The 20,547-nt window shown below is 40.9% G+C and carries 11 protein-coding genes; 8 read left to right on the forward strand and 3 right to left on the reverse strand.

What is annotated here, in order from left to right:
* Nucleotides 1–35 precede the first annotated feature (35 nt).
* Both BUB05_RS14470 and BUB05_RS14475 read right to left on the reverse strand, forming a co-directional pair.
* The gene (locus tag BUB05_RS14470; RefSeq protein WP_094762977.1) at nt 36–1,418 is read right to left on the reverse strand and encodes a YjiH family protein; all 1,383 of its coding nucleotides are present in this window, start codon (nt 1,416–1,418) and stop codon (nt 36–38) included.
* Between the two features lie 82 nt (nt 1,419–1,500).
* Nucleotides 1,501–2,685 (reverse strand): pyridoxal phosphate-dependent aminotransferase, encoded by a 1,185-nt coding sequence (locus BUB05_RS14475; RefSeq protein ID WP_073050335.1) that lies wholly within the window; start codon nt 2,683–2,685, stop codon nt 1,501–1,503.
* Between the two features lie 322 nt (nt 2,686–3,007).
* On the opposite strand from BUB05_RS14475, the gene BUB05_RS14480 reads away from it, so the two are divergent.
* Complete coding sequence (locus tag BUB05_RS14480; RefSeq protein ID WP_073050336.1) at nt 3,008–4,561, forward strand: flagellin N-terminal helical domain-containing protein; 1,554 nt, start codon at nt 3,008–3,010, stop codon at nt 4,559–4,561.
* A 95-nt stretch (nt 4,562–4,656) separates the two neighbouring features.
* On the opposite strand, the gene BUB05_RS14485 is transcribed toward BUB05_RS14480, so the two are convergent.
* Nucleotides 4,657–5,451 (reverse strand): IclR family transcriptional regulator, encoded by a 795-nt coding sequence (locus BUB05_RS14485; RefSeq protein WP_073050337.1) that lies wholly within the window; start codon nt 5,449–5,451, stop codon nt 4,657–4,659.
* Between the two features lie 214 nt (nt 5,452–5,665).
* Between BUB05_RS14485 and BUB05_RS14490 the strand changes: the two genes are divergently transcribed.
* The 7 genes from BUB05_RS14490 (at nt 5,666) to BUB05_RS14520 (ending at nt 20,547) form a co-directional block, all read left to right on the forward strand.
* The gene (locus tag BUB05_RS14490) at nt 5,666–7,972 is read left to right on the forward strand and encodes an S-layer homology domain-containing protein (protein ID WP_073050338.1); all 2,307 of its coding nucleotides are present in this window, start codon (nt 5,666–5,668) and stop codon (nt 7,970–7,972) included.
* Nucleotides 7,973–8,082: 110 nt separating this feature from the next.
* Complete coding sequence (locus tag BUB05_RS14495; RefSeq protein ID WP_073050339.1) at nt 8,083–10,392, forward strand: S-layer homology domain-containing protein; 2,310 nt, start codon at nt 8,083–8,085, stop codon at nt 10,390–10,392.
* 105 nt (nt 10,393–10,497) lie between these two features.
* Nucleotides 10,498–12,936, forward strand: coding sequence for an S-layer homology domain-containing protein (locus tag BUB05_RS14500; protein ID WP_073050340.1), 2,439 nt, complete (start codon nt 10,498–10,500; stop codon nt 12,934–12,936).
* 170 nt (nt 12,937–13,106) lie between these two features.
* Complete coding sequence (locus BUB05_RS14505) at nt 13,107–14,933, forward strand: O-antigen ligase family protein (RefSeq protein WP_073050341.1); 1,827 nt, start codon at nt 13,107–13,109, stop codon at nt 14,931–14,933.
* A gap of 76 nt (nt 14,934–15,009) precedes the next feature.
* Nucleotides 15,010–16,836 (forward strand): O-antigen ligase family protein, encoded by a 1,827-nt coding sequence (locus BUB05_RS14510; protein ID WP_073050342.1) that lies wholly within the window; start codon nt 15,010–15,012, stop codon nt 16,834–16,836.
* Entirely contained in the window at nt 16,837–18,684 is a 1,848-nt protein-coding gene (locus BUB05_RS14515) for an O-antigen ligase family protein (RefSeq protein WP_073050343.1), read from the forward strand. It abuts the gene before it with no gap.
* Between the two features lie 84 nt (nt 18,685–18,768).
* Entirely contained in the window at nt 18,769–20,547 is a 1,779-nt protein-coding gene (locus BUB05_RS14520; RefSeq protein ID WP_073050344.1) for a fibronectin type III domain-containing protein, read from the forward strand.

Consider the following 20,547-nt stretch of genomic DNA (forward strand, 5'->3'; position numbering starts at 1 on the left):
TCTGTTTTGTGTCCAGTGTATACAATTTGAAGGTTTTATGATATGCCAAACAGGTTGGCCATTAATACTATTATCGGTAATGCTATTATTGTCTTCTCCAGGAAGATAATAACCAGATCCTTGAATTTTACAGGTATCTTCGATGTCAGCATGATTGTTCCCACCTCTGTCATGTAGATGATTTGAACAAGAGACAAAACACCTACTACGAACTTGGTCTTCATGGAAGTGATTCCTGTCAGCAGTATTGCAGGGATGAACATATCTGCAAATCCCACTATTGTTGCAGGTGCTGCTTCGAATGCCTCAGGAAGACCGAGTAGTTGAAGATAGTATCCGAAAGGCATGGAAACCCAGTCGAATACGGGAGTGTATGTAGCTACTATGAGAGCTAGTGTACCCCATGCCATTACCAAAGGAGTCAGTGAGAATATTATTCCCATGAACATCTCAAAACCTCTGTAAACTGTGTCACCAAAACTGTCAGCAGAATCGGCCTTCTGAACTGCAAGTCTGAGAGCCCATTCCGATTTTTTCATCCCTTCGGGTTCTTCCTCATTTATTTGCTTGCCTACTGCTTCGTAATATTCGTCAGGGAACTTGCTGAGGGGCCATACTCTAGCCATTACTACCACGCTCAATACTCCGGCAACCATTAGCGTCAGATAGAATTGTGGGAATACAACATCGAGTCCGAGCATTGCGGCTATTACCAGACAGAAAGGAAGTGATACTGCCGAGAAGCAGGTTGCTATGACTGCTGCTTCTCTTCCCGTATAGTAGCCATTTTCATATTGGAAGCTTGTTAGCACGACGCCAACATTGCAGTTTCCTATCCAAGAAGCCACCAGGTCTATTGCGGATCTGCCCGGAAGTTTAAACAAGGGTTGTACGAAACCTCTCAACAGAGTGCCTGTGAAATCCATTGCACCATAGTCCATCAACAGTGGAATGAGGAATGATGCCGCAAAGAACCAGGCTACCAGTGTTGACACCAATGACATCATTGTGCCTCCTGTATCGATGGAATATATTATTTCTCCTCCCAGTTCATTTAAAACCATGAATGAAAGAACTGCTCCGATTATCCTAAACAAGAGATAGAAGTTACTTGTGACAAAGAGCTTGTTCAAAAGACTGTTTTTCATTATCCATCTTGGACTAAAAAGCTTTGCTATGGTTGAAAATACAGCCGATATGATTATGACCGATGTTATGAATGTAGGAGCAAAAGCCTTTGTCAGTCCTGCCAGCCATTCCGATAAAATACCTATTGGAGTTGTGAAGGCTCCTTCGGAAGGTATGGGACACAGGAACAGTATGACCCCTATCAGGGAAGGGATTAGAAATTTTGCTATATTGCTTCCCGTCAGTTTGAAACGTGTAATATCATTATTCATAAATTCTTTGTTCTCCATAAATATATACTCCTTATTAATATTATAATCGATTTGAGTTTGGATTTCAGCATGAATCCGGTTTATAAATTTCCCTCCTTTCCTAGCTTGACAAACCGATTATTTTTTCACAAAAAATATCCATTTTTTCTATTCTGTCGAAGGCTTCCTTAAGCTTGTCCATATTTACCGTGCATGCGATTCTAAGATATCCCTCACCGCAGTAGCCGAAGGCATTCCCTGGGATTCCCAATACGTGTGCTTCATTAAGAATCAGTTCGCTGGCTTCTGCCGATGTCATTCCCATTTCCTTTATGTTTACAAAAAGGTAGAATGTACCCTTTGGAGGAAGAACGGACAGTTTTGGAATGCTGTTGATCCTCTCTGCAGCATAGAATGCCCTTTTTCTGTATTCCTCAATCATGGGCGGCTGTACTGTTTTTCTGTTTCTCAGTGCGTAGATTGCACCTCTCTGCGATATTGAAGGTGCAGTGAATACAACATTCTCGTTTATTTGTTGTATCACGCTTATTATATTGTCCGGAGCGATTATGTTTCCCACTCGCCAGCCAGTCATTGTGAAATCCTTGGAGAAGCTGTTTATTGTTATTGTCCTTTCTCTCATACCATCCAATGTAACCATGGGGATGAACGGTTCCTGATAGCTGAAGCTTCCGTATATATCATCTGCAATTATCAAGAGATCATGTTTCTTAGCTATTGCTGCAATGTTTTCCATGGTTTCCCTTGTGAAGCATGTTCCTGAAGGATTGTTCGGGGTGTTTATGACCAAGGCTTTTGTCCTTTCTGTGATCAATTCTTCCAGTCTATTTACATTTATTTGGAAATCCTCATCTTCAAAGGTATCAAGGATTACAGGAATACCTCTCGCCAGTTCCACCTGCTGGGGATATGGCGTGAAGAAGGGAGCGTGCATGATGACCTCATCACCGTCATCCAGGATGGCTTCCATTACAAGGTACATTGCTATGCATCCGCTGGCTGTTACCATTATTTCCTTATCCTCAACTTTGACCTGGTATTCTTCATTGTAGTACTTTATTATTTCATCTCTCAGTTCAGGATCGCCTCGAAAGTCCGTATATTTTGTATGTCCGGCACGTGCGTCTCTGAAAGCGTTTTCTATGATGATGTCGTGAGTCGTCAAATCGGGGTCTCCAAGGCTCAGGTCTATGACATCGTCATATTGTTTTGCCAGTTCATCCACTTTTCCCATGGGAGTGGACTTGTCTTTCCAGTATCTTTTCGATACATATTTTGATTGCATTTGATCATCTCCATTTAAAATATATGTAATTTCAATTCGAGGTCTTACCACAAATCCATTATAGCATATCTGGAATGGCATTTCAAATAAAATTTGGAATATTATTCCAAAAATAACGAAAGGTAAGATTCAAACAATTCTGACTCTATTATTTTCGGTGGTTGCAGCCTCCATAAGTATGCCTAGGTGTAAAAAGAATTTATATTTTTGTTTGGCTAAAGTATTTTATATTTCAGCACGATATATACCATATATAAAAAAATACAATTCGGTATTAAATCATAAATGCAAATAAGACCACACAGAAAGAAGGGTTTGTGTTATGCGAATTTACAACAACCTGATGTCAATGAGTGCTTGTGGATTTATGAATAGAGCCATGAACAGGAAGATGGATTCTTTGGAGAAACTTTCTTCGGGTCGCAGCATCAACTCTGCAGCGGATAATGCAGCAGGACTCGCCATATCCGAAAAGATAAGAGCACAGATAAACGGACTTGGAAGAGCGGAGAAAAATGCCCAGGATGGGATATCCATGCTGCAGACTGCGGAGGGAGCTCTTGAAGAGACCTCTGAAATTCTTCAAAGAATGAGGACTCTTTCAATACAGTCATTCAATGATGCCTTGTCGCAAGATGACAGGGTGAAAATCCAGTTGGAAGTTGACGAACTTGCATCTGAAATTACCAGGATCTCCAATGCTGTCGAATTCAACGGGAAGAAGCTTCTTAACGGAGGCCTGACTTCTGATACCCAAAATGGCAGTGACATTAATCTTCAGATAGGTTCTGGAGCAGAGCAGATCATGTCTTTTGGAATTAAGGCATTGGATGCACATTCCCTGGGGGTAGACAGAAGGTTGGCTGAAGTCACTGTTGAAAAGGGTGATGGGGATGTTGTTGGGGCGGAAGTTGTCGGAAATAGTGGTGTGGTGGTTGACGGAAATGTTGTGAGTGTGACGACGGAGGTTTTAGAGGCGGGCGGAGCTCAGAAGAATGGGGTTAAGATTTATAGCTTTTATCCAAGTAGTATGGAGAATATTTATATTAATGATGAATTGGTTTTTATGACTAAAGTAAGAAACTTGAGTTCTGTATCAACGTATTACAATCCTCAGGCTCCTGGATTAGGACAGCAACTGGCTGACGCATTTCAGAATGCTACTTATCTGGTAGATGAATATACTACAGCTGACTTGAAGGACAAATATTTAATATCATGGGATGCGGATCATCTGGTTATTGATACCATAGAAACAGGATCAAGTTCCGAAATTAATTTTGACGGGTCTCCAAGTGATACTTTAGCAATGCTTGGTTTTGATACAACCACCGTTTTCGGTACTGACGAATCCTACACAGCCACCTTCAGCGACGGTATCAGGGAGGATTCCATTGTTACTGTGGCAGCCGATGCAACAAGCGCAATAGGAACCGGAGATTTTGCTGGAATCGGGGTTTCTTTGGATGGAAGCATTGGCAATGGAACCAGTACCATAACCCTGGATATTGAATCCGGTACAGCGGCAATCATAGATGATGACGGAACTGTAAATGATGCTGTCGCAAATGGAGGCATTGATGTATCTACCGGAAGTTCAGCCAGGGTTGCCATTGCTACAATTGATGAAGCGATAGATACGGTTTCCGGAGAAAAGTCGAAGATTGGTGCAATGCACAACAGGCTGGAACATGTAGTCAACAACCTCCTGACTGCATCTGAGAATCTGACATCTTCAGAATCCAGGATCAGGGATGCGGACATGGCGAAAGAGATGATGGAATTTACTAAAATGGAAATTCTTGTAAATGTCACACAGGCAATAATGTCCCAGGCCAATAAAAATCAAGAGGAAGTACTCAGTCTGTTAAGATGATTTTTATTTAGCAAGTTTCTTAACCACATAACACCAACGTTTCAAGGGGTATGCACATTTAATTTCCTTGCACCGTAAAAAAGCTTGAATCCATCCTAGATGTATTCAAGCTTTTCTATATTGAACTTCTTGAATTCCTCGTTTATTGCGGAGGTTGATTTGAGAAGTTCCTTTTCTATCATTTCCATTCCCTTTGACTTCAGTCTGCTTGCAGGTCCCGAAATGCTTATGGCAGCCAGTATCTTGCCGCTTGCACTGAAGATTCCGGAGGATATGCAGAACAAGCCATATTCGTACTCCTCCCTGTCGTAGGAAAGGTTGTTTCTTATTATGTCAGGCTTTTCCCTGTTGAAGCCATCCAGATCGGTTATTGTGTTTTCCGTCATGCGGGTGGGTTTCAATGTTCTGTAGTATTCCTCTATATAATCATGGGACTGGTGAGCCAGGAACAGTTTGCCCATTGAGGAACAGTAAAGGGGCGTGGTGAGGCTCAAGCTTGATACAAGAAGTGAATTTTCTCCTGACAGCTTGTGGAGTATAAGTGCTTCCTTGTTGTTCAATATACCCAGGTTTATTGTTTCTCCTGAGATTTTCTCAAGTATTTCCATTTCCTTGACTGCAAAATCCTTTATCTTGAGACTGCTTTTCACCTTGTCTCCATAGGGGATGAACATGAGCCCCAGGGAATAGGTGTTGAAGACTTCATCCTTGGCAACCAGATTGTATTCCTGAAGTGTTGTAAGTATCCTGAAGGTCGTGGAACTTGCCAGTTCCATATGTTCTGCAATTTCCGTAACTGTGGGTGGCCTCTTGGATTCGTAGAGGTACTGGATGATTTTAACGGTTCGTTCCGTCATAGTGATTTTATTGTATTTTTGTTTTTCTTCCATAGATTTCTCCATTATAGAATTTACGTCTGTTTTTCTTCCGGATTGCGTCCGATTTCTTAATTGGATGCAACCTAATAATATTATAAGTAAAAATATATCAGATTACAACTATGTGGTGGAAGATGATATAATATACTTGTAATTACCCGATTCATATATGGGTATCAACAAAATGACAACAATAGCAAATTGAATGAATAGAGGTCTCGTTTCAATGAAAAAACTGTTATTACTGATAATATTGATTATTAATCTGCTGACGGTATCCGCATATTCTGTTGAATTCAAGGATGTTGAAGGGATGGAGTGCGAGGAAGCAGTCGAATTCCTTTCTGCCTACGGTGTGGTCAACGGATATTCAGATGGCGTATTCGGTCCTGAAGAATATGTGACAAGGGGACAGATGTCAAAGATCCTGTCTATAATTCTTGGATACGGCGATTATCCCGATGATTTCAAGAGCAGCTTTTCAGACATGGACGACCATTGGGCCAATGCATATGTCGAAGTTGCAGCGGGGCTTGAGATAATAAAGGGTTATGAAGACGGAACATTCAGACCTGATGAGCCGGTGTCCTATCCTGAAGCTGTAACCATGATATTGAGGTCGTTGGGATATACTGATGAAAGTTTGACAGGAGACTGGCCCTATGATTATATGGTGAAAGCCGGCAGTCTTGGTATTTTAAAAGGCATGGAAATGAGCAGCGATTACGCCAGCAGATGCGACATAGCATCCATAATATATGAATCATTGTTCCTGGATATGGGAAGAGTTGAGGGGGATACCAGCCTTTGGAAATCAAGCGGGATTAAACTGTTGTCTGGCTTGGGACATATGGAAGAGATGCAGATTATGGAGGAACAGCTGGAAGAACCATCGGTCTTTCCGGAAATTTCCGGCTATCTGTATTACACAGGTGAAGTTTACTACAACAATGATGATGAGATAGTATATTTCATCAACAGAAATACAGAAAAGTTTTCCGGTACAGTCCTTGAGGCGGAGGGTCATAATATTATTGTTGAAAACCTTGATGGAATCAATGAAACCTTTGACATTAGGGGGGCTGAAACAATATACAACAATGCTGTAGGAAGAACTGAATCCTTTTTTGGAGCAGATGTGGATGTAATCTACAGGAAGATTGGTAGTGGTGTTGTTGTAGATGCGGTGATTGGAAGGGAAATAACCGATGTCTTTCTGGCACCTTACCCATATGAAGAAGGGAATGATTACAATGGACTGGCTCTTCCTTTGACAAATGACAACCCGGATCCCGAAAAGATCATCATCAATGGGGCAGTTGAGTTTCTGAAGGAAATAATGCCTGAAGACCTGGTCTATGCATATGAAACTGATGAAAGAGGCGACAAGTCGGTTCTGGAACTTTTTGTTGTGAGAAACAGGGTTGAAGGTGACATGACCTATGCAAAGGGAAATACGGCAGAAGGATTCAGCGTTATCGACAAGGTAAGATACGACCACAGCGATGTGTATATGCCATCTGAAGAATTCGGGTCCGGATACCATGTGGAGGCCATCCTTGATGAAAAAGGGGATATAGTAAAGCACAAGTTCATTTCGGAACTTAATAATGATGAAAAATACGGTTTTGTTCTTGAAACTATTGAAGGCGATTCTTTCTTGCTTCCGGCAATCAGAATATTTGATGGGGACGGACATGAGACTGTATTGAATGTCGATGTTGACAACAGCTTGGTTGCCGAAAATGGTGGATTCAACAATATAAAATATGAAGTAAATCTTGAAGCGGGAGATCCCATCGTATACACCCTTGAGAATATAGACACAGTTGATGAATTGAGGAAACTGGATTATGAACAGTATTCGGGACTTTACAGAAACTATGACATGCTCCTTCTTCAGGCGGAAGCTTTTCTCGATGGCAATACACTTCTTCTTTTCAAGGATGACGGCAGATGGTCCAGGCTTACAGCGGACAGGCTGGAAGGATACCTGAGGGGTCGGATAATAAGAAGTGAAGGCGAACGCTATGTTGAAATAATGGTCGTCGAAGACGGAATCAAGACAAAATATCCGGATTCCCTTAATGGAGTCATCGAAAGCATTGAAGATGAATACAATGGCTTCAGTGAGGCAATCTACAGTTTTGAAATAAACATCGGAGGAGAAATTGAAAACATATACAGCAGTTCAGACAGGAAGAATCTTGTGGACATCCATGATTTCAAGGGGAAACTGATTCAGTTAATGCTGGTTCAGGACAAGGTCGTTTCCTACGGTACCCTGATACCTGAAATTGATTTTTCAGGACCCGTCAGGTTTTATGATGAAAATCTCATGAAGGTGGGTGGGAGCTTCTATGAGCTTGTGGATGATGCCACAGTATACGAAGCTGAAAAAATAAATGATTCCTATATAATAACAGGAACAATTGAGCTTTCCGGTATTGGAGAAACAAATCTGGTGAGGCTTTATGACCTTGAAGGTGATAACGACGGGATAATCGATACCATGATTATCCTTAAAGAATAGACACATGTTCTAATCCGTAACTTTAATGTAACAATAGTTGCGGATTTTTGATATATAATTATAGTTGGAAAGCATTAAGTAAAATCAAAAATAGAAAGGGATGTGATTATATGAAGAAGATACTCCTGTTTACATTGATTTTAACATTTTTATTTGTTGGTTCCGCCTACGGCCAGGAATTTCCCGACGTGGAAGGTACCAAATATGAAGAGGCAGTGGAATTTTTGTCTGCCTACGGCGTAGTCAATGGATTTCCCGATGGAACTTTCAAGCCTGACGATCCGGTTACGAGGGCTCAGATTTCCAAAATGATTACAATAGTACTTGGATTTGAAGAATTTACGGAAAACATGGAAAGCACCTTTACTGACATGGACGGTCACTGGGCGGAGAGATATGTCGAGGTTGCCCATGCCTTTGATATTGTTCAGGGATACTTGGACGGAACCTTCGGGCCGGACAATGAAATCACATATACAGAAGTAATAACCATGATAGTGAGAAGTCTTGGTTATACGGACCAGAGCTTGCCGGGTGCGTGGCCTTATGACTACCTGGTTAAGGCCGGGGATCTTGGCATAGTTGACGGCATACCTTTGGCAGGAGACCAGGCTACAAGGGGAGACATTGCCCTAATGACATACAATGCACTGTTTTCCGAGAAGGGGACTGTAAACACCAGCAACAATCAATGGGAAACAAGCGGAGAATTGCTTCTATCCAATATAGGGTATGGAGAAGAACAGAAGATTTCTGAATCTGATATTGAAAAGGCTGTTCTATATCCAAAACTTAAAGAATATGAGTATTACAGAGGGAATCTTTTTTATAACTCCGACGATGAAATAGTTTACTTTCAGAATGTCGGGACAAAAGAAGACGAAGGGAAAGTCACCAGCGTTTCAAGTAATACCATAATCATTGAAGATGAATATGGAAACAGAAAACCATATGATACAAAAGATGCTGAAATAATACTTAATGGAGTTGAGGGCAGAAGAATATCCCTGATCAATTCTCAGGTTCGCATCATATACTATGAATCGGATGAAAATAAAATTGAAGCGATTATAGGCAGGAAGCTGACTAAAATTCTGCTGGCGGATTCTTCATTTTATGGACAAACTGTATTCAATGGCATTTATCTTCCTTTGGATGGCGGAATAGTTAATGACAATAGTATTTATGTTCATGGGGATGTGGATTCTATCTATGACATTCGTCCGAATGATGTGATTTATGCATATGAAACCGACGAGTCCGGATATAGAAAGACATACCTCGAGCTTGAAGTTGTCAGAAACAGGATAGAAGGCGCCATGACTGAAACCACTCAAAACAGTTCCAATGGTCTCAGTAAAATCGACGGAGTGCAATACAGCCACAGCGACAGTTACATTCCGATAGATGGATTTGGACCAGGATACTATGTTGCTGCATATCTTGACAAAAACGGAGAAGTCGTAAAGTACAATATAATAAGGGATCTTCAGCAGCCGGAGGATTACGGGCTGGTAATCGAAACAACAGACAGCAATCAGCTTGAGTTGCCCAAAATCAGATTGATTGACAATTCGGGAGCTGAAAAGACTTACCATGTAAATCTCGAAAACGACTTGATAGTCGAGTCAGGCGGATTCAACGACTTGACTTACAGCATAAACCTGTCTGAAGGTGATGTGATAAAATTCAACCTTGAAAATGCGGACAAGATCAAGAAAATGGACAAGGTTCAGCTTGTTGCATACGATGGAATATATGACAACTCTGAAAGGATGCTGACAGACATTGAAGCAGGCATTAACGACAGCACCCTGATATATACAAAGGATGAGGATGACTGGATCAAGATAAGTCTGGAAAGCCTGGATGAATTCATAAAAGGTGATGTTTCAACAAATGAAGATGGAGACTATGTTGAGCTTCTCATAGTTGAAAACGGGATTATTACCAATTATCCGGATACGGTTTACAGCGTTCCTGACGATATAACAAAGATTTTAAATCTTGACGGGGAAGAAGTGTACAGAATATACGGATATGTGGAAGGCAAGGAGGCCTATATTTACAGTGGCCCTTCATATATGGAATCGTTGACGGGATTGGAGGACTATATGGGACAGCTTCTTGAGTTTGAGCTGATACAAGACAAGATAAAATCATTCAGTGTCCCAAATCCTGAACTGACTTTTTCCGAACTTACAAACAAGTATGGCGGCAAGATACTCAAGGCTGAAGGAACATTCTATGAATATGCGGATGATGTGAAAGTATATATCGCAGAGGAAAATGAAGAAGGATACAATATCACAGGCATTGCTGATGTTGATGGAATGGAAATAGGTGATCAAATACAGCTGTATGATGTACATGGCGATTTTGACGGGATAATGGATATAATCATTTTGATTAAAAAATGACACTGTAATATTTCTGTAATATAACCTGCTTGATAAAGTGATATTATAGTAAATGTAAAATGCGCATAAGCGTAATTATAAAAAAATTCTAGGAGGAACAAAGACATGAAAAAGATTCTTTCATTAGTACTAGTGATTGCATTAGTACTAGGATCATTCAGCTTCGCATTCGCTGCTACACCATCTGATGTTGTAGACACTGATTATGAAGAAGCTGTTGAAACACTTATCGCTTTGGGTGTTGTTAACGGATACCCAGACGGAACTTACAAGCCTGCAAAGGTTGTAACTAGAGCGGAAATGGCAAAACTTCTTATGGTTGAGCTTGGATATGCTGACCTTGCAGGCGGAACTGCAAACTTCAGCGACACAGCTGGACACTGGGCAGAAGGATACATAGCTCTGGCAGCAGGACTTAATATCGTAAACGGATACCCAGACGGAACTTTCAAGGCTGACAACACTGTAACATTTGACGAGGCCCTTACTATGGTAGTTAGAGGAGCTGGATACTCTGACGAGTCTCTTACAGGTACTTGGCCAACAAACTACAAAATCAAGGCTATCAATCTTGATCTTCTTGATGACGTAGCTATGAAGGCAGCTGGTGCTGACAGAGGCGCTGTAGCTCAAATCCTTTACAATGCTCTTGACCTTGTATACGGAGAAGTAAACAATGATGGAGACTTCGAAAAGAATGTTGACGATAAGAAAATCATAGACAAGATCGGTGAGAAAGTAAACGATTATGAAATGACATATGATGACATCTATGATGCAGACGATGCTCTTGATACAGTAATCGACTTGACTCCATACCTTTACCACACAGTTGACTACTATGAGAACGCTGACGGTGATGTAGCTTATGTTTCTGATATTGAAACTAACGAGTTCGTAGGTGATCTTGACAATGTAAATGATGTGGATGACGAGATAACAGTTGAAGATGCTGACGACGAAGAAGAGACTTTTGATGTATCTTCAAGCACTCCTCTTTTCTACAATGGTGAGAAAGCTGAAGATATAGATGTTCTTGACCTTATGGACGACGGAAGCTGTATGGTAAAAGTGATTTACGACGATGATGATGTTGTTCAAGGTGTTGTAGCTTGGGAATTTGAAATTGTTCAAATCGCAACTGAGTACTCTTCAAGAAGACCTGCTGTCCTTAACGGTTTAGGAACTGAAAGTATTCTACTTCCAGCTGACCTTGATGATGATGATGATGTAGTTCTTGATGCAGATAATCTTACAATCGTTGGAGATGCTGACGAACTTAAGGACATAGAGAAAGACGATCTTGTATACGTATACGCTTCTGACAAGAAAGCTGGTACAGACGAAGACCTAGAAGATCATCCTGCAGTTCTTAAGCTTGAAGTTGTAAGAGACGTTGTTGAAGGTGTTGAGCTTCAGGAAGTTGAAGACGAAGACGAAGCTGTATTCGACGGAGACGACTACGATGCATCTGACTTCGGTGATGTAGACTTTGATACTTTCGAGCTTGGATTAGAATATGACTTGACTCTTGACAAGGACGGAGACGTTTATGCTATGGAAGAAGCAGACGATGAAGAAACTGTTGAAGGATATGCAGTATACGTATCAGAAGCTGACGGTGATGTAGATGAAGATGACTTCACAGGAGATCTTTCTGTAGACACTGAGCCAAGAGTTAAGGTGTTCACTGACGGCGGAGACGTAGTAATCTACGACATTGACACTGATGATCTAGCAGATGATTCTGACGACTTTACTAAAGATGCTACAGTAACAATGGGAAGCATCAGCCTGTTCTTCGACGAATCTGAAGGTGAAATCATTGTTAACGGACTTGACAAGAGAGATCTTGTTGAAATCGAGCTTAACAGCGACGGCGAAATTACTGATGTAACTTTGGTTGGTATAGCGTACGGTGGAACTGACTTTGACGAAGACGACATGCTGCTTGACGATATCGATGTTATAGACAATACACTGGTATTCGATATCCAGGAATCTGACGAAGATGACTGGGCAATAGTAGACGCTGACGAATTGGTTGACGGCATCGAAGGTGAGTATGACTACGACGAAGATGACTTCGAAGTAGATGTAATGACAGTTACTGACGGAATGGACGCTGGAGACATCTATGCAGCAGTTATCAAGGTTGTAGACTACTATGACGGAGATGACACAGTTGACAAAGTAAGAGCATTGGTTGACGGTGAAGAAGTGACTTACCTTGCTGAAGACGGAGTTGATCTTGATGCTACAGTTGATACAATAGTAATCCTTGAATTCGACGGAGACAGAGTAGAGTCTTACGAGACAACTACAAGCACTGCAATCGAAGTTGCTTCTATAGACAGCATCAGAGTAAGAGCTGAAGGTGGAGATCTTTACACAATGGATGACGACGTAGTAGTTGTTGTTATTGATGAAGGTGACTTCATAGCTGGTGAACTTTCTGACGTACTAGAGGGAGACTTTGTTGACCTTATCCAAAACGATGATGGAGATGTTGTGGTTATAGTTCTTGACCTTGACGCTCAGTAATCGATATTGAATTGACAAATTAAATTGCAGCCCGTTGGGCTGCAATTTTTTTATGTTATTGGGGATAAAAAGCTTAGAAAATACATTGCTGTTCCTAGTTTATGCCTTTTATTTGTGATATAATTATAAGGATTTGAAAAACAATATTTACTTTACACAAGGGGTGCTTTATGGCTAAAAAGAAAAAAGATAATATCAGGAGAAAAACCAAGGAAAAGGCTGATTTGGGATGGTACTATTTGATACCTTTGATTTTCATAGTAGCGATCGTTCCGCTTATAACATATTGCAAGGTCATGGAAATTGAAGGGGCGGAAATGCTTACATGGAAAGGCGGGAATACAAACATTGATTTCTTCAGCTACTACAAGTCGTTATGGTTTGTAGCTGCTTCATATGTTTCTTTGGGTTTGATTTTTGTTTTAACGCTTACAGGACAATACAAGTTAAAGAAATCGAAGTATTATATACCACTGGGCATATATCTTTTTTTTGTGATATTGTCATTTGTTATGTCTGATTACGACATAGTTGCATGGAGGGGTTTTGTTGACCTTTATCAGGGTGTATGGGTTTTAATAGGATACGGACTGGTCGTTTTTCTGGCTATGAATTATATACAGAATGAAAAACATGTAAAAACACTTGTAGGATCATATATCTTTGTTGGGTTGGTTACTTCATTTATTGGATTGGGACAGTATTTTGGACACGATATATTCCAGACAGAGTTCGGCAAATATCTGATACTTCCCGAGAATCTTCATCCACTTGTTGAAAGTCTGAAGTTCAATTTTGGAGAAAAAACAATATATGCCACATTATACAATACTAATTTTGTTGGAAGCTTTGCAGTTATTCTGATGTGTCTGGCAGCAGCGCTTTTCATGTATTCAAAAGGAGTAGTGCAGGTTGTTTTGTCAGGCATATTCCTTGCTCTAATGTCCTTTGTATGGATAGGGTCTAACTCCCGTGCAGGATGGCTTGGTTTTGCTGTTGGAATAATATTCATAATTTTGCTTTTCAGAAAGAGTTTCAAGAGAAATGTTGTGAAGATTGTCAGTCTTGCTGTCTTGGGTATGGTCGTATTGGTTGCATTTAATTTAGTTACTGACGGCAGGATAGTCAAGGAAATCAAGTCAGTAAACTTGTTTGACGAGCTGTCAAGGCTTGAAGACAAGGCTTCAAGCCAGGTGCGGATTGAAGATATCAGGTTGGGGAAAAATACTGCAAAGATAACGACTGAAGGTGAGGACCTTAAGATAATCGTCAAAGGCAGCGACATGGTATTTGAAGACGGTGACGGTAATCCGCTGGAGGCTTCCCTGAATGATAATGTTATTACATTTTCCGATGAAGCTTATTCATCCTTTAGAGTATACTTAAATGATGTCGGCGGGAAATATACCTTAAAGATGTATGGTAAGAAGTTTGACTTGTATCTTATAGAAGAAGGGTTCAGGATATTGGGATCAGGAGGAGTACTTGGAGTCTATTCGGAACCTGAACGTTTGGAATTCATGGATGGATATGAGGAATTTGCATCCTCCAGAGGCTACATATGGTCAAGAAGCGTTCCCATGATGAAAGAGACCATACTGATCGGCCACGGTCCGGATACTTTTGCAATGGAATTTCCTCAAAAGGATTATGTAGGGAAGCTCTATGCATTCAACAAAGTATCAACTATTGTGGACAAGCCCCACAACATGTATCTGCAGATAGGCATCAATACCGGAGTCATATCCTTGCTTGCCTTATTGTCATTGTTCTTCATGTATTTCATTGACAGCATGAGGCTTTATTGGAAAAGGGACATAGTCACATTTCTTGATCATATAGGAATTGGCTGTGTAACCGGGATGATTGCCTATCTTGGGGCAGGTTTCTTCAACGACCAGGTTATTTCCGTGGCACCCATTTTCTACGTCATGGTGGGGCTGGGTATTGCTGTGAACAGGCTTGTAAGGAAGCAGTCGGCGGAATCTCAGGAATAGAAGAAGGCAGTGCATAATTCGTATATTATGGGATATATATTTATTGATGTTGTTTTTTTATAAGGGAGAGGCGGATATGACAAAGAAAAGGAATACCAAGAATAACAATAAAAAAAATATTGATGTCAAGTCGGTAAAGAAGGATTTGGAATGGTATTATCTTATTCCTCTTATGCTTATTGTAGCAGTCATTCCGCTGATTGTATTTGCTGATAATATAAAACTTGATGATGTTGAGAAACTTTATTGGAAAGGCGGGGAGACCAATGTAGACTTTTTCAGCTATTACAAGTCGATATTTTTTGCTGCAACAGTGTTTGTTTCGGTTATACTACTGGTGTTACTGAGGTTATCCGGAGAATTCAGGTTTAAGAAATCAAAATATTATATTCCTGTGGGTATATATTTACTGTTTGTACTTGTTTCATATCTTATGTCAGACTATGATGTTGTGGCAAAAAGGGGATTCGTAGAGCAGTTTCAAGGCGTCTGGGTAATGGTTGCCTATGGTCTTGTAATTCTTGCCGCTTTAAACTTAGTTCAAAATGAAAGTCATGTAAAGATTATGACTGGTTCATATATCCTTCTGGGGCTTGCTGTGGGGGTTATTGGACTGGGGCAGTATCTTGGACTTGATTTTTTCAAAACGGATTTTGGCAAATATCTTATTTTGCCGGAAAACCTACATAATATAGGTGAAACTCTTAATTTCAAGTTCAAGGATAGGGAAATATATGCAACAATGTACAATACCAATTTTGTTGGAAGCTTTGCAGATATCATGATGTGCCTGTCCATTGCGTTGTTTGTATATGTCAGAGGATCAAAAAAGACTGTTTGGGCAGCCATATTTTTTGTTCTGATGGAAATCATATGGATAGGGTCCAATTCAAGAGCCGGATTGGTCGGTTTTTTGCTTGGAGCTGTTTTTATTGCAGTATTTTATAGAAAAAGGATTAAACGACTGGCAATGATATTGGTTGCTGGAATCATTGTAATGACAGGCCTTAATGTATATTCGCATGGAGATGTATTCAGTGAATTCCTTTCTATGAGTCTGTCCAGGGAATCCGAGAGGCTAGATGATAAATCTGAAGAGAATGTAAGAATTGAAGACTTGAAGTTCGAAGACAACTCTCTTTGTATTGTTACTGAGAATGAAACATTGATGCTGACTTTGGGCGAGGAGGTTTTGTCCTTCTATGATGGAGATGGAGAGCAACTGGGAGTAACAGAAGACAACGGTGTATTAAGCTTTGTTGACGAGGCGTACTCGGAATACGAAATAAAGGTTGATGGAGAGAAGGGGAGACTTCTTGTTAGCTTCCATGATCAGGAAATCACCTTGTACATAACTGGAAAGAATGGATTCAAGATGAGGAGCTCGGGTGGTGTGATCGGAACAACGGAATATCCGGACCGACTAGAATTCATGGACGGATATGAAAGATTTGCCACATCGAGAGGCTACATATGGTCGAGAAGCATTCCCATGCTCAAGGACACTCTTTTAATAGGGCATGGACCGGATACCTATGCCATGGAGTTTCCGCAGAAGGACTATGTAGGGAAGATGAATGCCTACAAGAATGCAACCATTATTGTGGATAAGCCGCACAACATGTTCATACAGATAGGGGTAAATACGGGAGTTGTTTCCATGCTGGCTCTGGTTGCTGTGTTTTTCATGTATTTTATGGACAGCATGAAGCTTTACTGGAGAAGGGACATGTCCACATTTCTTGACTGTCTGGGAGTAGGCTGCGTCACCGGAATGATTGCATATCTTGGAGCAGGTATGTTCAACGACCAGATTATATCCGTAGCTCCGGTATTTTATGTATTGGTGGGACTTGGAATTGCAATTAACGATATTTTAAAAAAGAAGGCATTGGAGGAATAGATGGAAGAAAGAAAGAGCATTGAGACGGTGTATTTCATTCCAATAATACTGTTGCTGGCAATTGTGCCTCTAATAGTTGTAGGCAAGAGAATCGAGATCGACGGACTTGAACTGTTGAACTGGAGAGGCGGGTCTTCCCATATCGATTTCTTCAGCTATTACAAGGCTTTGGCTTTCATTATTGTAGTTTATTCATCATTTGCACTTCTGTTTGTACAGAGGATTTTCGGAAGGATAAAATTCAAGGCGTCATGGATATACATACCCTTGCTCATATATGTTTTGATGGTTATAATATCCACCTATTTCTCCGAATATCTGGTGGTTTCATGGAGAGGCTTCATGGAGCAGTTCCAGGGAGTTTGGGTACTTGCAGGATATGCCATAGCTGTTGTCCTGGCCTACAATATGGTGAGCACTGAACACGATATAAGCATAATTTTGCTTTCACTGGTTTTTTCAGGGATAATCATATTCATCATAGGATTCACCCAGTACTTCGGCTATTCGATCCTTGAACTGCCCTTCATGGCAAAGATAATACTTCCCCTGTCCGAACAGACTACGGGCATGATCCTGAATTTCAGGAATAAGATCAATACCATATCTGCAACCATGTACAATCAGAATTTTGTAGGAAGCTATGCAGCGCTGCTGTTTCCCTTGACATTGACCATGTATCTGTTCCAGGACAACAGAAAGAAGAGCTTCCTGGTTGGAATCCTTTCCTGCATGATGTTTTTCATTCTGATCGGAAGCAAGTCAAGGGCCGGTTATGTGGGTACAATGTTTATGATTGTAATAATGTTCATAGTATCCGGGAAGGTGCTGGCTAAAAATGTAAAAAAAATCATTCCACTGATTGCATCATTTGTTGTTGTCATCCTGCTGACAAACCATTTCAGCAACGGATCTGTTTTCACCGAGTTCGACAGGCTTGATCCAAGCGTTGAAATGGAGGTCATCAGTTCCCGTGTCAGATTTGAAGACATCAGATTCGACGGAAACAACGTGGATATAGTAACCGAGAATGAAGCCTTTAAAATCAGGTATGCAGACGAGGGAATCAGCTTTCTGGATGACAATGACCAAAAGCTTACCCCCATAGTCGATGAAATGGAACTGACCTTTGAAGAGAAGAAATACGAAGGATACAGGGTTGAATTTTTTGAAGGAAAGGATTATTTCAAGGTATTTGCATACAACAAGGAAATGATATATTTCATAACAGATGAAGGGCTCAAGATGTATGATATCGGAGGCACCCTTAATGTCAGTGAATATCCAAGACAGTTCAAACCGTTGGTTGGAAGGGAGTACCTCTTCTCAGGAAGGGGATTCATCTGGATGGACAGCATTCCACTTCTTCAAGGAGCGATCGTGTACGGATACGGTCCGGGAATGTATCCAATAGCATTTCCCCAGCAGGATTATGCAGGAAAGCTCAACATGGGAGTTGCCAGAATTGTAGTTGACAAGCCCCATGACATGTATCTGCAGATAGGCATTGAGAACGGAATACTGGCCTTGATTGCTTTGCTTGTACTTTTTGCAGGATATTTCTTCAGCAGCCTGAAGCTATACTGGAAGGCGAAATTTCTTCACTTCAGGGAGTTTGCAGGCCTGGGTATCTTTCTTGGAATAACGGGATATCTTGTAGCAGGCATTTTCAACGACCAGATCATTTCAGTGGCACCAATATTCTACATACTCCTTGGTGCAGGTTTTAGCCTTAATGAAATAGTGAGGTATGAAAACAACAAGATTGAGATACAAAAGGGGCTCGATGAGATAAATCACTACTGCAGCATCAATGATGGGGACATAAATGATTTTGAGATTAATTGAATAGTATGGATGAGGTGATGAATGCCCTGGTTTCTAAGAGAGCTGGGGCTTTTTATATGATAGAGCATAGGAGGTTAAAGGATTATGAGTATTAAGACAATTTTGAGGAACTTTGCTTATGTCCACTTTGTATTGATTATTGTTGTTTTATGCGGAGCGGTCAATGCAACAGAAGCCATGGCAGATGATACAAAACCTGAATTGATTGGTTTGTCAATCGAGAATGACATCATTTATCTGGATGAGTATATGAAGGCTTATATAACAACAAATACTTTTACAGATAAGATAGGCATTAGTTATGATAATGTATCTGATGATATTTTTGAAACCTGGACCGACGACTACGGGATATCAGGGGACACAAAGATATGGGAAGTGGAAATAAAGATGGAATATGACGGGAAGCAGAAAATTGTTTTCTGGGCAGGAGACGGTGAGGGATGGGATTCCGCAAAGGAAACCTATATAGATGTTGAGGAGGAAAGACCTGTTTCTGATATTCCTCAAAATGTCAGGGCCGACGCAACGGAATATTCGGTTACCGTTAGATGGGATGTGGTGGACAGCGCAACCAGTTATTATGTAATCCTGAATGGAAACAGGAAAAAAACGGATAGGAACGTGTACATATTCAAGGATCTTGAGCCGGACACCGAATACACCTATGCTGTCAGGTCCAATAATTCAAGCGGTTCAAGCGAATACAGCCCCATAGGAACCATCAGGACTGTAGACTCGTTGGGACCTGATGTCCCGCAGAATGTGAGTGCCAGGTGGGTAGCCGATAGAATCACAATCAGATGGGATGAGGTTGAAGATGCAGATGACTATACAGTAAGCTTTGATGGTGAAACTTACAATACTGAAGATACATCATACGTTTTTGAAGATATTACAGAAGACAGGGACTATGAATATGCCGTATGCGCCAATAATGGACTTGGGTCAAGCAGGTACAGCAAAACAAAGACTATTGACAAAGATGACATTTCCAGTCCGGATTTTCCTGAAGACATCCGAATAAGCGTCAGGGACGGCAGTATCACCATAAGATGGTCGGAGGTTTACGGGGCTGATGACTATACAGTAATCCTAAATGACGATGAATTCGATACAGACAGATGCGTGCATATCTTAAAGGATCTCAAGGAAGGAAAGGAATACGAATATGGAGTCAGGGCCAACAACCTGGGAGGGGCCGGTGAATTCAGCCCCTTGGAGAAGTTTAAAATAGATGATGATGGAGAATTCATGGAAACCAAGTATCTGGAACTCAGTGATTGGGCATTGGAACATGTGAAGAATATCGATGAAAACGGCATGATTACTGATGAACTTCTCGATGAACTCCTTGAAGAGCCTGAAGATGTCTTGTCAAGAGCGGAATTCTGCGAGATGCTTGTCCAACTTTATGAGTCTTATGCCGAAGAAAATAATACAGCAGTAGAATATGATCCTTCAAAGGTAAAAGATTTCATTGATTTGGATGATCTGGATGTGAGAACCAAAGACAGCATACTCAAGGCCAATGCCCTGGGAATTGTCAACGGAATGTCTGACACGGAATTTGATCCCAGTACTGCAATAACAAGGGAAATGATGGCGGTAATGCTCAGGAATACCAGCAGGGCAATGTACGGTGAGGGTCCGGAAACGAGTATCGGTGACTGGGTGATGGATTTTGAAGATATCAATCTCATATCAAATTGGGCAGTCGACAGTGTCAGGTTCACAAATGCACTGGGAATACTTGAGGGGGACGGGAAGGATTTTCTTCCCAAATATAAGGCGAACCACGAGATGGGACTCACGCTGCTGGACAGGTCATTCACTACATTCCTGGACTTATATTCCCAATAG

Source organism: Dethiosulfatibacter aminovorans DSM 17477, from assembly GCF_900142005.1.
Classification (GTDB): Bacteria; Bacillota; Clostridia; order Tissierellales; family Dethiosulfatibacteraceae; genus Dethiosulfatibacter; species Dethiosulfatibacter aminovorans.

Coding starts and splice junctions, on each gene's coding strand:
- BUB05_RS14475 (WP_073050335.1), bottom strand. CDS start 2,685: ATGCAATCAAAATATGTATCGAAAAGATACTGGAAAGACAAGTCCACT.
- BUB05_RS14470 (WP_094762977.1), bottom strand. CDS start 1,418: ATGGAGAACAAAGAATTTATGAATAATGATATTACACGTTTCAAACTG.
- BUB05_RS14520 (WP_073050344.1), top strand. CDS start 18,769: ATGAGTATTAAGACAATTTTGAGGAACTTTGCTTATGTCCACTTTGTA.
- BUB05_RS14480 (WP_073050336.1), top strand. CDS start 3,008: ATGCGAATTTACAACAACCTGATGTCAATGAGTGCTTGTGGATTTATG.
- BUB05_RS14495 (WP_073050339.1), top strand. CDS start 8,083: ATGAAGAAGATACTCCTGTTTACATTGATTTTAACATTTTTATTTGTT.
- BUB05_RS14500 (WP_073050340.1), top strand. CDS start 10,498: ATGAAAAAGATTCTTTCATTAGTACTAGTGATTGCATTAGTACTAGGA.
- BUB05_RS14515 (WP_073050343.1), top strand. CDS start 16,837: ATGGAAGAAAGAAAGAGCATTGAGACGGTGTATTTCATTCCAATAATA.
- BUB05_RS14505 (WP_073050341.1), top strand. CDS start 13,107: ATGGCTAAAAAGAAAAAAGATAATATCAGGAGAAAAACCAAGGAAAAG.
- BUB05_RS14510 (WP_073050342.1), top strand. CDS start 15,010: ATGACAAAGAAAAGGAATACCAAGAATAACAATAAAAAAAATATTGAT.
- BUB05_RS14485 (WP_073050337.1), bottom strand. CDS start 5,451: ATGGAAGAAAAACAAAAATACAATAAAATCACTATGACGGAACGAACC.
- BUB05_RS14490 (WP_073050338.1), top strand. CDS start 5,666: ATGAAAAAACTGTTATTACTGATAATATTGATTATTAATCTGCTGACG.